The following is a 14,425-nucleotide window of genomic DNA, read 5'->3' on the forward strand; positions in this document are numbered from 1 at the left end:
TTGCACCACAGCGGCCTTGGGCGGCCCTGTCCGGAGGCCCGCACGCCGGCTGCGCACAATCGGCGCATGCAAGCCTTCTATGCCGACCAGTTCGTGCTGCCGCTGCCCGAAGGGCACCGCTTCCCGATGCCCAAGTACGCGCTGCTGCGCGAGCGCCTGGACGGGGAGCCCGGCATCCGGCTGGAGGCGGCGCCGCGCGCCAGCGACGGCGAGCTCGCGCTGGCGCACGAGCCGCGCTACATCACGGCGGTGGCCGAGGGCACGCTCGGCGCCGCGGAGCAGCGCGAGATCGGCTTCCCGTGGTCCGAGCGCATGGCCGAGCGCGCCCGGCGCTCGGTGGGTGCCACCATCGCCGCGGCGCGCACCGCGCTGCGCGAGGGCGTGGCCGCCAACCTTGCCGGCGGCACGCACCACGCCTACGCCCACAAGGGCAGCGGCTACTGCGTCTTCAACGACGTGGCCGTGGCGGCGCGGCTGATGCAGGCCGAGGCGCACCGCCGCTCGCGCCGGCCCACGCTGCGCGTGGCCGTGATCGACCTGGACGTGCACCAGGGCAACGGCACCGCGTCGATCTTTCGCAACGACGACACCGTCTTCACGCTGTCGCTGCACGGGGCGCGCAACTTCCCGTTCCGCAAGGAGGCCAGCGATCTCGACGTCGAGCTGCCCGACGGCTGCACCGACGAGCCTTATCTGAAGGCGCTGGATGGCGCGCTGGAGGCGCTGTGGCGCCACCACGGCGCCACGCCGCCCGACCTGGCTTTCTACCTGGCCGGCGCCGACCCGCACGAGAACGACCGGCTCGGCCGCCTGAAGCTCAGCGCCGAGGGCATGGCCGAGCGCGACCGGCGCGTCTTCGACGCCTGCCGCGAGCGCGGCGTGCCCGTGGCGGTGAGCATGGCCGGCGGCTACGGCCGCGACATGGCGCAGATGGTGGAGATCCAGTTCCGCACGCTGCGGCTGGCGCTGGAGAGCTGGCGGCAGTGGCGCGCGCGTAACGAAGCGGGCAATGCCGGCGCAGCCGGGCGCTGACCCGTGACATCGGCACAACAAGCCGTCCCCGGAACCGGGGTGGAGCGTCCCTAAAATCCTCGTCCCCACGAGCCCCGGCCCGCGTCGGCCGCATCAGAAGAATTCCATGACCGCCGCCGCCACGTTGCGCCGGGCCGCCTGCGCCGCCCTGCTGTCCACGCCCTTGCTCGCTGCCGCCGCCGAGATCGACGGCGCGGCCCTGTCCGTCTGGTGGGCGCTGCCCTTTGCCGGGATGCTGCTGTCCATCGCGCTGCTGCCGCTGCTGGTGCCGATCGTCTGGCACCACCACTTCGGCAAGATCGCGCTGGGCTGGGCGCTGGCCTTCCTGCTGCCCTTCGCGGCGGTGTACGGCGCCGGTGCCGCGGGCGCGGCCTTCGTGCACACGCTGCTGGCCGAATACCTGCCCTTCGTGATCCTGCTGACGGCGCTGTTCACCACCGCCGGCGGCATCTACCTGCGCGGCAACCTGCACGGCAGCCCGGGCACCAACTGCGTGCTCATGGCTGCGGGCGCGGTGCTGGCCAGCATCATGGGCACCACCGGCGCCTCGATGCTGATGATCCGCCCGCTCATCCGCGCCAACGACAACCGCCGCCACGTCGCGCACGTGGTCGTGTTCTTCATCTTCATCGTCAGCAACGCCGGCGGCTCGCTCACGCCGCTGGGCGATCCGCCGCTGTTCCTGGGCTTCCTGCGCGGCGTGGAGTTCACCTGGACCTTCCGCCACCTGTTGCCCGAGACGCTGTTCCTGGTCGGGGCGCTGCTGGCGATCTTCTACGTGCTCGACAGCTGGTGGTACCGCAAGGAAGGCGTGCTGCCGCAGGACCCGACCCCGGACACGGAGCGCCTGGGGCTGCTGGGCGGCATCAACCTGCTGCTGCTGGCCGTGGTGGTCGGGCTGGTGCTGCTCAGCGGCACCTGGAAGCCGGGCATCAGCTGGGACGTTGCCGGCACCGAGGTCGAGCTGCCCTCCCTGGTGCGCGACGTGGGGCTGGTGGGGGTGACGCTGCTGTCGCTGGCGCTGACGCCGATGGCGGCACGGCTGGCGAACCAGTTCTCCTGGGCGCCGATGCAGGAGGTGGCCAAGCTCTTCGCCGCCATCTTCCTGACCATGCTGCCGGTGCTGGCCATGCTCAAGGCCGGCGCCGCCGGGCCCTTTGCCGGCGTGGTCGAGGCCGTGACCGGCCCGGACGGGCAGCCGCTGCCCTGGGCCTACTTCTGGTTCACCGGCGTGCTCAGCAGCTTCCTGGACAACGCGCCGACGTACCTGGTGTTCTTCAACCTGGCTGGCGGCGACCCGCAGGTGCTGATGTACGCGCTGGCGCCCACGCTGGCGGCGATCTCGGCCGGCTCGGTGTACATGGGCGCCAACAGCTACATCGGCAACGCGCCCAACTTCATGGTCAAGGCCATCGCCGAGGACCGCGGCATCCGCATGCCCAGCTTCTTCGGCTACATGCTCTGGTCGAGCGCGGTGCTGCTGCCGCTCTTCGTCATCATGACCTTCATCTGGTTCCGCTGACGCGGGCTGCGGCCCGTCGGCGCCGGCACCACCGATTTCCCAGGAGACAAGCCATGGACAAGCCCGCCGTGCTGGTGGCACGCAAGGTATTCCCCGAGGTCGTGCAGCGCCTGGCGCAGCACTTCAGCGTCGAGGACAACCCGGAGGACCACATCCACTCGGCCGAGGAGCTGACGCAGCGGCTGCAGGGCAAGGTGGGCGCCTTCGTGACGCTGAGCGAGCGCATCGATGCCAGGCTGCTCGACGCGCATCCGCAACTCAAGGCCGTGTGCAACATGGCCGTGGGCTACAACAACATCGACGTGGCCGCCTGCACCGCGCGCGGCGTGCTGGTGAGCAACACGCCCGACGTGCTGACCGAGACCACGGCCGACTTCGGCTTCGCGCTGATGATGGCCACGGCGCGGCGCATCACCGAGTCCGAGCGCTTCCTGCGCGAAGGGCGCTGGGACCGCTGGGCCTACGACATGTTCGCCGGCTCCGACCTGCACGGCGCCACGCTCGGCATCCTGGGCATGGGGCGCATCGGCCAGGGCATCGCCCGGCGCGGCGCGCTGGGTTTCGGCATGAAGGTCGTCTATCACAACCGCAGCCGGCTGCCGGCCGAAGCCGAGGCACCCCTCGGCGCGCGCTGGGTGGACAAGGAAGCGCTGCTGCGCGAGGCGGACCACCTCGTGATCGTGGTGCCGTACTCGGCCGACACGCATCACGCCATCGGCGCGGCGGAGCTGGCGCAAATGAAGCCGACCGCCACGCTGGTCAACATCGCCCGCGGCGGCGTGGTGGACGACGCGGCGCTGGCGCAGGCGCTCGCCGACGGCCGCATCGCCGCGGCGGGGCTGGACGTGTTCGAGGGCGAGCCGCGGGTGCATCCGCAACTGCTGGCGCTGCGCAACGTGGTGCTCACGCCGCACATCGCCAGCGCCAGCGTCGCCACGCGCCGCGCCATGGCCGACCTGGCGGCCGACAACCTGATCGCCGCGCTCACCGGCGGCGTGCCGCCCACGCCGGTGAACCCGCAGGTGCTGGCGCGCGGCTGAGGCGGCGCGCTCCCGCGCCGGCGCACCACGTTGGCGCATGCGTATTCGCCACAACGGCGCGGCGGGTGCGGCTTCCTAGACTGCGGGCTTGTTTCTACGGGATCAAGGCATGGGGCTGGGATATCAGCCGTCGCGGCGCCGGCTGCTGCTGGGCTCGATGGCGGCGGTGCTGCCGCTGACAGGGCTGTGCGCGCAGGCGCAGGGCGGCAGCGGCGCTGCGCCGCGGCCGATCCGGCTGGTGGTGAGCAGCAGCGGCAGCGCCGAGGCGCTTGCGCGCGCCCTGGCCGCGCCGCTGGGCCAGCAGCTTGGCGCGCCGGTGGTGGTGGAGCCGCGGGCCGGCGTGGTCGGCATGGAGTCGGTCGCGCGCGCCGCGCCCGACGGCCACACGCTGCTGCTGGCGCACAGCGGCTCGCTGGCGCTGCAGGCCGTGGTCGGCACGCGGACCGCGCCGGCCGGGGGCCGCGGCAGCGACTTCGTCGCGCTCGGCGCCGTCGCCAGCCAGCCGCACGTGCTGCTGGTGCCCGCATCCAGCCCGGTTCACAACCTGTCGGAGCTGCTGCTGCACGCGCGCTTCGGCGCCGCGCGGCTGGCCTACGCCTCCACGGGCGTGGGCAGCGCCGGCCACGTCGCGGGCGAACTGCTGCAGGAGCTGGCCGGCGTGAAGCTGCAGCACGTGCCCTACAAGGGGCCGGCGCAGGCGCTGACCGATCTGCTGTCGGGCCAGGTGGACCTGATGTTCGGCACGCTGCCGCAGGCGCTGTCCCAGGTGGAGGGCGGCCGGCTGCGCGCCCTGGCCGTGACCGGCGCGCGCCGCAGCGCCGCGCTGCCGAACACCCCGACGCTGGCCGAGGCGGGCGTCAAGGGCTACGACTGCGCGCCGGCTTACGCGTTGCTCGTCCCGCGCGGCACACCGGCCGACGTGGCCGCGCCGCTGTCGGCGGCGCTGGGCAAGGCGCTGGAGAGCGCGGCGTTGCGCGAGGTGCTGAAGCAGGAGGGGGCCGAACCCCTGGCTCCGAGCACCGACCTTAATGCGCTGCTGCAGGCGGAGACGGAGCGGTGGAGCCGGCTGCTGGTGAAGGCGGGGGTAAGGCCAGAGTAGGTCTTCATTGAGAAGATACGAGTCTTTGGATAATGTGTTGCTCCGCTCCTTAAAAGGTTGGAGAATTGGATGCATCCAATTATTCAAAATTAAACTTTTCGCTGCTCCAGTGAATGTGGGGGAGTGGATTATTTGGATGCTGTGTTGGTAAATAAGCGGATGATGCTGGAATAAGCTCTCAGAGTAATGGGGGTGGTCAAGTTTCTGGTTTGGGCGGATATATCATAGATTAATAGAGACAAATCATTAAATACAAAAAAGCCGGCTCGAGAGCCGGCTTTTCCATTGCTTCAGCGAATGGCGCTTACCCCGCCATCCCCTGATGCCTCAACAGCGCATCGATCTGCGGCTCCCTTCCGCGGAAAGCTTTAAAGCTTTCCATCGCCGTCCGGCTGCCACCGGCTTCCAGGATTTCCCGCCGCAGCCGCCGTCCGGTTTCGGTATCAAAGACACCCGCCTCCTCGAACGCGCTCCACGCGTCCGCGCTCAGCACTTCCGCCCACTTGTAGCTGTAATACCCCGCCGAATACCCGCCCGCGAAAATGTGCGAGAAGGCATGCTGGAAGCGGTTGAAACTCGGCGGAATCAGCACCGCCACTTCCTGACGCACCTCGTCAAGGATCTGCTGGATGCGCTGCGGCGCGCCGGCTTCGGAGTGGATGCGCATGTCGAACAGCGCGAATTCCACCTGCCGCAGCGTCGCCAGGCCGCTCTGGAAATTCTTGGCCGCGAGCATCTTGTCGTAGAGCGCGCGCGGCAGCGGCGCGCCGGTGTCGGCGTGCGCGGTCAGGCGCTGCACCACTTCCCATTCCCAGGCGAAGTTCTCCATGAACTGGCTGGGCAATTCGACTGCGTCCCACTCCACGCCGGAAATGCCCGACACGCCCAAATCCGCCACCTGCGTGAGCATGTGGTGCAGGCCGTGGCCGAACTCGTGGAACAGGGTGGTGACGTCGTCGTGCGTCAGCAGCGCGGGCCGGCCGCCCACCGGCGGCGCGAAGTTGCATACCAGGTGCGCCACCGGCGTCTGCAGCGCGCCTTCCGGGCGCTGCCAGCGACCGCGCACGTCGTCCATCCAGGCGCCCGGGCGCTTGCCGGAGCGGGCGTAGAGGTCGAGGTAGAACTGGGCGATCAGCTGGCCGCCACGCTCGACGCGGAAGAAGCGCACGTCGGGGTTCCAGGTCGGCGCGGTGTCGGGGCGGATCGCCACCTCGAACAGCGTCTCGATGATGCGGAACAGCCCCTCCAGCACCTTCGGCTCGGTGAAGTACTGCTTCACTTCCTGGTCGCTGAAGGCGTAGCGCGCTTCCTTCAGCTTTTCGCTGGCGAAGGCCACGTCCCAGGCCTGCAGCTCCGGCAGGCCCAGCTCCTGCGCGGCGAATTCGCGCAGCTCCTGCAGATCCTTTTCGGCGAAGGGACGGGCGCGGCGGGCGAGGTCGCGCAGGAAGTCCGTCACCTGCTGCGGGCTGTCGGCCATCTTGGGCACCAGCGACAGCTCGGCGAAGCTCCTGTAGCCCAGCAGCTCGGACTCTTCCTGGCGCAGTTGCAGGATCTCGGCCATCAGCGCGCTGTTGTCGCGTTCGGCCGGGCCCTGCTCGCTGGCGCGGGTGGCGTAGGCCGTGTAGAGCTGGCGGCGCAGCTCGCGATTCGTGCCGTACTGCATCACCGGGAAGTAGCTCGGGAAATGCAGCGTGAGCTTGTAGCCGTCCTTGCCCTCGGCCTGGGCCGCGGCGCGCGCGGCGGCCTGGGTGTCCTCGGGCACGCCGGCGAGCTGCTCCTGGGTGACGTAGAGCGCGAACTTGTCGGTGGCGTCGAGCACGTGCTCGCTGTACTTCTGCGACAGCTCGGCGGCGCGCTCCTGGATCTGGGCGAAGCGCTCCTTGGCCGCGCCCTGCAGCTCGGCGCCGGAAAGCACGAAGTCGCGCATGGCGTTGGACAGCGCCTTGCGCCGCGCCGGGTTGAGCTGCTGCGCCGCGGGGCTGGCGGCGATCGCCTTGTACTTGGCGTAGAGCCGCTCATCCGCTCCGAGGCGCGTGTAGAACTCGGTGACCTTGGGCAGGTTCTCGTTGTAGGCCGCGCGCAATTCGGGCGTGTCGGCCACGTGGTTCAGGTGGCCCACCGCGCCCCAGGACCGCCCAAGGCGCTCGGTGGCCACGTCGAGCACCGCGGACATGGCGTCGTAGTCCGGCGGCACCTCCGGGCCCACGGCGCGCTCCAGCGCCGCGCCGGCCTGGGTCAGCAGTTCATCGACTGCCGGGCCGACGTGCTCGGGTCGGATGCGGTCGAAGGCCGGGAGCTCGGAAGAGGGCGTGTCGAGGAGCGGATTGGACATGGGCGGGAAGGGCAGGCTGTTGAAGCCGCGCAGGTGGTGGCGAAGTGTGCCAACACAAGTTGCCGCGGCCCCGATGACGCCCTGGCGCGCCGGCCCGGGACTCCCCGCGAAGGGATCAGGCCGCGGCGGCGCCGCGCTCGGCGGCCTCGACGGTGTTGACCAGCAGCATTGTGATGGTCATCGGGCCGACCCCGCCCGGCACCGGGGTGATGAACGAGGCCACTTCGCGCACGCCCTCGAAGTCCACGTCGCCGCAGAGCTTGCCTTCGTCATTGCGGTTCATGCCCACGTCGATCACGACCGCGCCGGGCTTGACCATGTCGGCCGTCAGCACGTTGCGCCGGCCCACCGCGGCCACCACGATGTCGGCCTGGCGTGTGTGGTGCGCCAGGTCCGCCGTGGCGCTGTGGCACACCGTGACGGTGGCGTTGGCCTGCAGCAGCAGCATCGCCATGGGCTTGCCCACGATGTTGCTGCGCCCGATCACGACCGCGTGCTTGCCGCGCGGATCGCAGCCGATGGCCTTGAGCATCTGCATGCAGCCGTAGGGCGTGCAGGGCTTGAAGCCCTGCTGACCCACCATCAGCGCGCCGGCGCTGGCGACGTGGAAGCCGTCCACGTCCTTGAGCGGCGAGATGGTCTCGATGACCTTGTGCGCGTCGATGTGCGCAGGCAGCGGCAGCTGCACCAGGATGCCGTGGATGGACGGGTCCTCGTTGAGCGCGCGCACGCGCGCCAGCAGCTCGGCCTCGCCCATGCTGGCCGGGTACTGCTCCAGCACCGAGTGCAGCCCGGTGTCGTGGCAGGCCTTGACCTTGTTGCGCACGTACACCTGCGAGGCCGGGTTGTCGCCCACCAGGATCACGGCCAGGCCCGGCGTGTGGCCGCGGCTGGTGAGGGAAGCGGCGCGCTGGGCGAGCTCGGTGCGGATCTGGCGCGAAAGGGCGACGCCGTCGATCAGCTGCGCGGTCATGGTGAGGGGCTCCTGAAGTGGCAATGAAAAAGGGCCGCGTGGCGCGGCCCCTCGGGGGTCAGTGAAGGCTCAGGCCTTGGTGTGGGCGCCCAGCGCGATCTTGAGCAGGTCGGCCACGGTGTTGGCGTTGAGCTTTTCCATGATGTTGGCGCGGTGCGCCTCCACCGTCTTGATGCTGATGCCCAGGTCGTCGGCGATCTGCTTGTTCAGGCGGCCGGCGACGATGCGCTCCAGCACCTGGCCCTCGCGCGTGGTCAGGCGCGACAGCAGCGCGTCGCGGCTGGCCTGCTCCTGGTGCTGGCTGAAGGTGCTGCGCGCCTGGTCGAGCATGCGCTCCACCAGCGACAGCAGCTCCTCTTCCTTGAAGGGCTTCTCGATGAAGTCCATCGCGCCCTTCTTCATCGTCGTCACGGCCATGGGCACGTCGCCGTGGCCGGTGATGAAGACCACCGGCAGCGGGCTGCGCCGCTCCAGCAGCCGGTCCTGCAGCTCCAGCCCGCTCATGCCTTCCATGCGGATGTCGGCAATCAGGCAGGCGACCTCGCGCGGGTCGAAGCGGGAGAGGAAGGACTCGGCCGAGTCGAAGCACTTCACCCGGTAATCCTTGCCTTCGAGCAGCCACTGCAGGGAATCGCGCACCGCTTCGTCGTCGTCCACGACATACACGGTGCCTTTCTTGGGAATCAGGCTCATGGGCTGGTTGTCTCGGTCGTTGTGTTGGAATCAGCCGCAGGCGCCGCAGGTTCGATGCGCGCCCCCGGCTCCACGGGCAGGGTGAACGAAAAACGGCAGCCCACGACTGCGTTTCCATTGTAAATGTTCTCCGCGCGCATCCGGCCGCGGTGCGACTCGATGATGGAGCGGCACAGCGACAGCCCGATGCCCAGCCCTTCCGACTTGGTCGAGAAGAAGGCTTCGAACAGGCGCGCCAGCACCTCCTCCTTCATGCCCGGGCCCTTGTCGGTGACGCTGAACTCGATCACGCCGCCCTCGTCGGGCGTGTGCCGCGGCACCACGCGCAGCTCGATGTGGCGGCGCGACGGCGGCAGCTTGGCCATGTCGATGGCCTCGGCCGCGTTCTTGAGCAGGTTGAGCACGACCTGCTCGATCAGGATCGGGTCCACCATCAGCGTGGGCAGCCGCTGCGCCACGTAGGTGTGGATCTGCACGTGCCGGCGGCGCAGCTCGATGCCGGCCAGGTCCACCGCGTCCTCGACGATGGCGCGCGCCTGCGCCGCCTGACGCTGCGGCTCGCTCTTCTTCACGAAGGCGCGGATGCGGTGAATGATCTGCCCGGCGCGCTCGGCCTGGCGCGCCGTCTTCTGCAGCGCCGCCACCAGGTCCTCCTTCTTGATGGCGTCGGCCTGCACGCGCGAGACCATGCCGCTGCAGTAGTTGGCGATGGCCGTGAGCGGCTGGTTCAGCTCGTGAGCCACCGAGCTGGCCATCTCGCCCATCGTCACCAGGCGGCTCGTCACCTGGGCCTTCTCCACCTGCAGCCGCTGCTGCTCCTCGGCCTGGCGCCGCTCGGTGATGTCGGTGGCGATGAGCATCTGCGCCAGCCGCCCGTCGGTCCACTGCAGGTAGCGCGAGCGCACGTCGAACCACTTCTGCAGCGACTCCACGAACACCTCGCGCGGGTCGGAGCCGGCCTGCGTGAGCTCCTGCACCGGCAGCCCGCCGAAGGTGTCCACCGAGTCCTCGACCGCGCGCGGCTGCGCCGGCGTGCCCGCCAGCAGCGCGTGGCCGCGCGCGTCGGCGCCGAACCACAGCCGGTACGAGCGGTTGGCGAACAGCAGCTCGCTGCGCTCCACCGACAGCACCGACACGGCCGCGTCCAGGCCCTCCAGCACGGTCGTGAAGCGCTCGTGCGAGGCCGAGAGCTGGTCGCGGATGCGCTTGGCCTCGGTGATGTTGGTCATCGAGGTCATCCAGCCCGTCTGCTGGCCCTTGGGGTCGATCAGCGGCGAGACGTACATGCGCGCGTCGAACATCTGCCCGTCCTTGCGCATGACCTTGACCTCGACGCCGCCCGCGGGGCTGCGGCCCTGCAATTCCTGCCGCAGCAGCCGCGCGTTCTCGTCGATGCGGTCCGGCGGCCAGTGCGGGTAGGGCGGGCGCCGGTCGATGAGGTCGGCCTCGGAGAAGCCCGTCATTGCGCAGAAGGCCGGGTTGACGTAAGTGATGCGCCCCTGCAGGTCCATCGCGCGCATGCCCGTGAGCATGGAGTTCTCCATGGCGCGGCGGAAGTTCGTCTCCTGGATCAGCGCGTTCTGGATCTGCGTACGCCGGCGCATGTGGCGCCACGAGCCCAGCAGCATCCACACCGTCAGCACCGACAGCGCCACCACCATCCAGAACAGCGTGCTGCTGATCAGGCCGATGGAGGTGCGCCAGCCCACGCCGCGCAGCACCAGCCCGGTGCCCGCGGGCGTGAGCGGCACGTCGTGCACGATGGCCGCGCGCGCGCCCTGGGCGCCGGCACTGACGCTGTTGCCGGCGATCTCGTTGCCGGCCTCGTCCACCACGGTGATGGCGTGGCGCCGCGTTACTTCCGCCGGCACCAGCAGCCGCTCCAGCGCCGGCACCGAGTACTCCGCCACCAGCGCGCCGACGAAGCCGTTGCGGTCGATCAGCGGCACGTGCACCTGGAACACCGGCACGCCGGCGGCGTTCTGGAAGGTGCGCGAGTACACCGGCGCCTGCAGGTCGCGCGCGGTGCTGAAGGCGCGCTCGGGCTCGCCGCGGCGGCCCTCCATCGGCAGCGAGGGGTCCACCGCGCCGTCGCGCGACATCCCTTCGAGCCCCGGCGCCTGCCACTGGCCCTGCACCAGGCGCCGCGGCGCCAGCCACAGCAGCTGCGTGAGCTCCGGGCGCTCCGCGGCGAAGCTGCGCGCCTGGCCTTCGAAGCCGCGGCTGTCCACGGTGCGCGTGGCCAGCTCGCGCGCAAGGCGCAGCAGTTGCTCCTGGCTGTCGATCAGGCGCAGCTGGATCTGCTGCTGGGCGATCTCGGTGTCGCGCTTGAGCGAATCCGTTTCGCGTTCTATCTCTTCATTCCGGAGATACCAGAAAGCCGAAATGATCGCCGCCAGGAACATCAGCACGGACACCAGCGGTCCGACCGTCACGAAACGGTCCTGGCGTGCCGGCGACTGGCTCCGCCACCAATGGCCGAACAGGCGTTGGCGCACGGCCGGCGCGGCCCGGACGGGAGAAGGCGGAGGCGAGACAGACATCGCCCGGATTATCAAGCCCCGGGAAGAGGGCACACGGACCCCGGACATGACACGGCGCAGCATGTATCTCACATGCTGAAATCGATACGCACTATTTGAAATTTTCAAAGCCTGTGCGACACTGCGCCACCTTTTGCGAGACCCCGACCCCCAAAGAGGAGACTTCCCATGTCGGCATTGCCTGAACAGTTCATCGGCGCAGCGGCCAACGACCAGGACCCGCAGGAAACGCGCGAGTGGCTCGACGCCCTGTCGGCCGTGATCGAGAGCGAGGGCCGCGAGCGCGGCCACTTCCTGCTGGAGCAGCTGCTGGAGCACGCGCGCCAGAACAGCATCGACATGCCGTTCTCCGCCACCACCGGCTACGTCAACACGATCGAGCCGCAGGAAGAGGAGCGTTGCCCGGGCAACCTCGAGATCGAGGAGCGGCTGCGCGCCTACATGCGCTGGAACGCCATGGCCATGGTCGTGCGCGCCAACCGCCACAACCCCGCCGACGGCGGCGACCTGGGCGGCCACATCTCCAGCTTCGCCTCGCTGGCGACGATGCTGGGCGCGGGCTTCAACCACTTCTGGCATGCCGCCACGCCTGAGCACGGCGGCGACCTGCTCTACATCCAGGGCCACTCGGCGCCCGGCATCTATGCCCGCGCCTTCCTCGAAGGCCGCATCACCGAAGAGCAGCTGCTGAACTTCCGCCAGGAAGTGGACGGCAAGGGGCTGTCGAGCTATCCGCACCCGAAGCTGATGCCCGACTTCTGGCAGTTCCCGACGGTGTCGATGGGCCTGGGGCCCTTGATGGCGATCTACCAGGCGCGCTTCCTGAAGTACCTGCATGCCCGCGGCATTGCCGACACCTCCAAGCGCAAGGTCTGGGTGTTCCTGGGCGACGGCGAGATGGACGAGCCCGAGAGCCTGGGCGCCATCGGACTGGCCGCGCGCGAGAAGCTCGACAACCTGATCTTCGTCGTCAACTGCAACCTGCAGCGCCTGGACGGCCCGGTGCGCGGCAACGGCAAGATCGTGCAGGAGCTCGAAGGCGAGTTCCGCGGCGCGGGCTGGAACGTGATCAAGCTGCTGTGGGGCGGCACCTGGGACCCGCTGCTGGCGCGCGACAAGGAAGGCATCCTCAAGAAGGTCATGATGGACACCCTCGACGGTGACTATCAGGCCATGAAGGCCAACGACGGCGCCTACGTGCGCAAGCACTTCTTCGGCCGCCACCCCAAGCTGCTGGAGATGGTGTCGAAGATGAGCGACGACGACATCTGGCGCCTGCAGCGCGGCGGCCACGACCCGCAGAAGGTGTACGCCGCCTACCACCGCGCCGTGAACACCACCGGCCAGCCCACGGTGCTCCTGATCAAGACGGTCAAGGGCTACGGCATGGGCAAGATCGGCGAGGGCAAGAACACCGCGCACCAGACCAAGAAGCTGGCCGAGGACGACATCCGGGCCATGCGCGACCGCTTCAACATCCCCATCCCCGACGACAAGCTGGAGGAGGTGCCGTTCTACAAGCCCTCCGACGACATGCCGGAGATGAAGTACCTGCAGGAGCGCCGCCAGGCGCTGGGCGGCTACCTGCCGGCGCGCCGCGCCAAGGCCGAGGAGTCGCTGACGGTGCCGCCGCTGGAGACCTTCAAGGCCGTGCTGGAGCCCACCGCGGAAGGCCGCGAGATCTCCACCACGCAGGCCTACGTGCGCTTCCTGACGCAGCTGCTGCGCGACAAGGAAGTCGGCCCGCGCGCCGTGCCCATCCTGGTCGACGAGGCCCGCACCTTCGGCATGGAAGGCCTGTTCCGCCAGATCGGCATCTACAACCCCGCTGGCCAGCAGTACACCCCGGTCGATAAGGACCAGGTCATGTACTACAAGGAGGACAAGGCCGGCCAGATCCTGCAGGAAGGCATCAACGAGGCCGGCGGCATGAGCTCGTGGATCGCCGCGGCCACCTCGTACGCGACGAACAACCGCATCATGGTGCCGTTCTTCGTGTACTACTCGATGTTCGGCTTCCAGCGCATCGGCGACCTGGCCTGGGCCGCCGGCGACATGCAGGCGCGCGGCTTCCTGCTGGGCGGCACCTCCGGGCGCACCACGCTCAACGGCGAGGGCCTGCAGCACGAGGACGGCCACAGCCACATCCTGGCCGGCACCATCCCCAACTGCGTCAGCTACGACCCGACCTTCGCGCACGAAGTCGGCGTGATCCTGCACCACGGCCTCAAGCGCATGGTCGAGAAGCAGGACAACGTCTTCTACTACATCACGCTGCTCAACGAGAACTACCCGATGCCCGGCCTCAAGCCCGGCACCGAGGAGCAGATCATCAAGGGCATGTACCTGCTGGAAGAGGCCCCGGCCGAAGCCAAGGTCACGGTCAACCTGCTGGGCAGCGGCACGATCCTGCGCGAGTCGATGGAAGCCAAGAAGCTGCTGGAGGCCGACTGGGGCGTGGGCGCCAACGTCTGGAGCTGCCCGAGCTTCAACGAGCTGGCCCGCGACGGCCAGGACGCCGAGCGCTTCAACCTGCTGCACCCGACCGAGACGCCGCGCGTGGCCTACGTCACCGAGCAGCTGGCCGCGCACGCCGGCCCGGTGGTGGCCTCGACCGACTACATGAAGAACTACGCCGAGCAGATCCGCGCCTTCATCCCGGCCGGCCGCAGCTACAAGGTGCTGGGCACGGACGGTTTCGGCCGCAGCGACTTCCGCTTCAAGCTGCGCGAGCACTTCGAGGTCAACCGCCACTACGTCGTCGTGGCCGCGCTCAAGGCCCTGGCCGACGAGGGCGTGGTGCCGGCGCGCACGGTGGCCGACGCCATCGCCAAGTACGGCATCAAGGCCGACAAGATCAACCCGCTGTACGCCTGATCCGGGCGCCGCACAACAAAACCAACGGAGATATTCGCCATGGCATTGGTGGATGTGATGGTCCCGGACATCGGTGACTTCAAGGACGTCGCGGTCATCGAGGTGCTGGTCAAGCCCGGTGACACGGTCAAGGAAGAGCAGAGCCTCATCACCGTGGAGTCCGACAAGGCCTCCATGGAGATCCCGTCGTCGCACGCCGGCGTGGTCAAGGAGCTGCTGACCAAGATCGGCGACAAGGTCAGCGAGGGCACGCTGGTGCTGCGCGTGGAAACCGGCGCCGATGCCGGCGCCGCCGCCCCGGCGCCCGCGCCGGC

General features: G+C 69.2%; 10 protein-coding genes. 6 read left to right on the plus strand and 4 right to left on the minus strand.

What is annotated here, in order from left to right; genetic code table 11:
- The first annotated feature begins 66 nt into the window (after window positions 1-66).
- From FJ694_RS04650 to FJ694_RS04665, 4 genes are all read left to right on the plus strand, one after another.
- Entirely contained in the window at window positions 67-1,032 is a 966-nt protein-coding gene (locus tag FJ694_RS04650) for a histone deacetylase family protein (RefSeq protein WP_157264685.1), read from the plus strand.
- Window positions 1,033-1,138: 106 nt separating this feature from the next.
- Window positions 1,139-2,554: a sodium:proton antiporter gene (locus FJ694_RS04655; RefSeq protein WP_157264687.1), complete on the plus strand. Its 1,416-nt coding sequence runs from the start codon at window positions 1,139-1,141 to the stop codon at window positions 2,552-2,554.
- A 53-nt stretch (window positions 2,555-2,607) separates the two neighbouring features.
- A complete protein-coding gene (locus FJ694_RS04660) occupies window positions 2,608-3,594 on the plus strand; it encodes a 2-hydroxyacid dehydrogenase (RefSeq protein WP_157264689.1) in 987 nt (328 codons plus the stop codon).
- 109 nt (window positions 3,595-3,703) lie between these two features.
- On the plus strand, window positions 3,704-4,693 hold the full coding sequence (locus FJ694_RS04665) for a Bug family tripartite tricarboxylate transporter substrate binding protein (protein ID WP_157264691.1): 990 nt from the start codon (window positions 3,704-3,706) through the stop codon (window positions 4,691-4,693).
- A 304-nt stretch (window positions 4,694-4,997) separates the two neighbouring features.
- Here the strand turns inward: FJ694_RS04665 and FJ694_RS04670 are convergent, their stop codons facing one another.
- The 4 genes from FJ694_RS04670 to FJ694_RS04685 all read right to left on the minus strand — a co-directional run bounded on the left by FJ694_RS04670 (window position 4,998) and on the right by FJ694_RS04685 (window position 11,234).
- Window positions 4,998-7,025: a M3 family metallopeptidase gene (locus FJ694_RS04670; protein ID WP_157264693.1), complete on the minus strand. Its 2,028-nt coding sequence runs from the start codon at window positions 7,023-7,025 to the stop codon at window positions 4,998-5,000.
- 115 nt (window positions 7,026-7,140) lie between these two features.
- Complete coding sequence (gene folD / locus FJ694_RS04675; protein WP_157264695.1) at window positions 7,141-7,998, minus strand: bifunctional methylenetetrahydrofolate dehydrogenase/methenyltetrahydrofolate cyclohydrolase FolD; 858 nt, start codon at window positions 7,996-7,998, stop codon at window positions 7,141-7,143.
- A 69-nt stretch (window positions 7,999-8,067) separates the two neighbouring features.
- The gene (locus FJ694_RS04680; RefSeq protein ID WP_157264697.1) at window positions 8,068-8,691 is read right to left on the minus strand and encodes a response regulator transcription factor; all 624 of its coding nucleotides are present in this window, start codon (window positions 8,689-8,691) and stop codon (window positions 8,068-8,070) included.
- Window positions 8,688-11,234 (minus strand): PAS domain-containing sensor histidine kinase, encoded by a 2,547-nt coding sequence (locus tag FJ694_RS04685; protein WP_157264699.1) that lies wholly within the window; start codon window positions 11,232-11,234, stop codon window positions 8,688-8,690. The genes FJ694_RS04680 and FJ694_RS04685 overlap by 4 nt, the downstream gene beginning before the upstream one ends.
- A 168-nt stretch (window positions 11,235-11,402) precedes the next feature.
- On the opposite strand from FJ694_RS04685, the gene aceE reads away from it, so the two are divergent.
- Both aceE and FJ694_RS04695 read left to right on the plus strand, forming a co-directional pair.
- Window positions 11,403-14,111 (plus strand): pyruvate dehydrogenase (acetyl-transferring), homodimeric type, encoded by a 2,709-nt coding sequence (aceE, locus tag FJ694_RS04690; protein WP_157264701.1) that lies wholly within the window; start codon window positions 11,403-11,405, stop codon window positions 14,109-14,111.
- A gap of 39 nt (window positions 14,112-14,150) precedes the next feature.
- On the plus strand, window positions 14,151-14,425 hold a 275-nt coding region (locus FJ694_RS04695), incomplete at its 3' end, for a biotin/lipoyl-containing protein (protein ID WP_310735031.1).

This window comes from Azohydromonas aeria (genome assembly GCF_009760915.1).
Lineage (GTDB): Bacteria > Pseudomonadota > Gammaproteobacteria > Burkholderiales > Burkholderiaceae_C > Azohydromonas > Azohydromonas aeria.

Bases quoted from the DNA above. Each gene is read 5' to 3' on its own strand.
- FJ694_RS04665 (WP_157264691.1), top strand. From the start codon at position 3,704: ATGGGGCTGGGATATCAGCCGTCGCGGCGCCGGCTGCTGCTGGGCTCG.
- FJ694_RS04650 (WP_157264685.1), top strand. From the start codon at position 67: ATGCAAGCCTTCTATGCCGACCAGTTCGTGCTGCCGCTGCCCGAAGGG.
- FJ694_RS04685 (WP_157264699.1), bottom strand. From the start codon at position 11,234: ATGTCTGTCTCGCCTCCGCCTTCTCCCGTCCGGGCCGCGCCGGCCGTG.
- folD (WP_157264695.1), bottom strand. From the start codon at position 7,998: ATGACCGCGCAGCTGATCGACGGCGTCGCCCTTTCGCGCCAGATCCGC.
- FJ694_RS04655 (WP_157264687.1), top strand. From the start codon at position 1,139: ATGACCGCCGCCGCCACGTTGCGCCGGGCCGCCTGCGCCGCCCTGCTG.
- FJ694_RS04670 (WP_157264693.1), bottom strand. From the start codon at position 7,025: ATGTCCAATCCGCTCCTCGACACGCCCTCTTCCGAGCTCCCGGCCTTC.
- FJ694_RS04680 (WP_157264697.1), bottom strand. From the start codon at position 8,691: ATGAGCCTGATTCCCAAGAAAGGCACCGTGTATGTCGTGGACGACGAC.
- aceE (WP_157264701.1), top strand. From the start codon at position 11,403: ATGTCGGCATTGCCTGAACAGTTCATCGGCGCAGCGGCCAACGACCAG.
- FJ694_RS04660 (WP_157264689.1), top strand. From the start codon at position 2,608: ATGGACAAGCCCGCCGTGCTGGTGGCACGCAAGGTATTCCCCGAGGTC.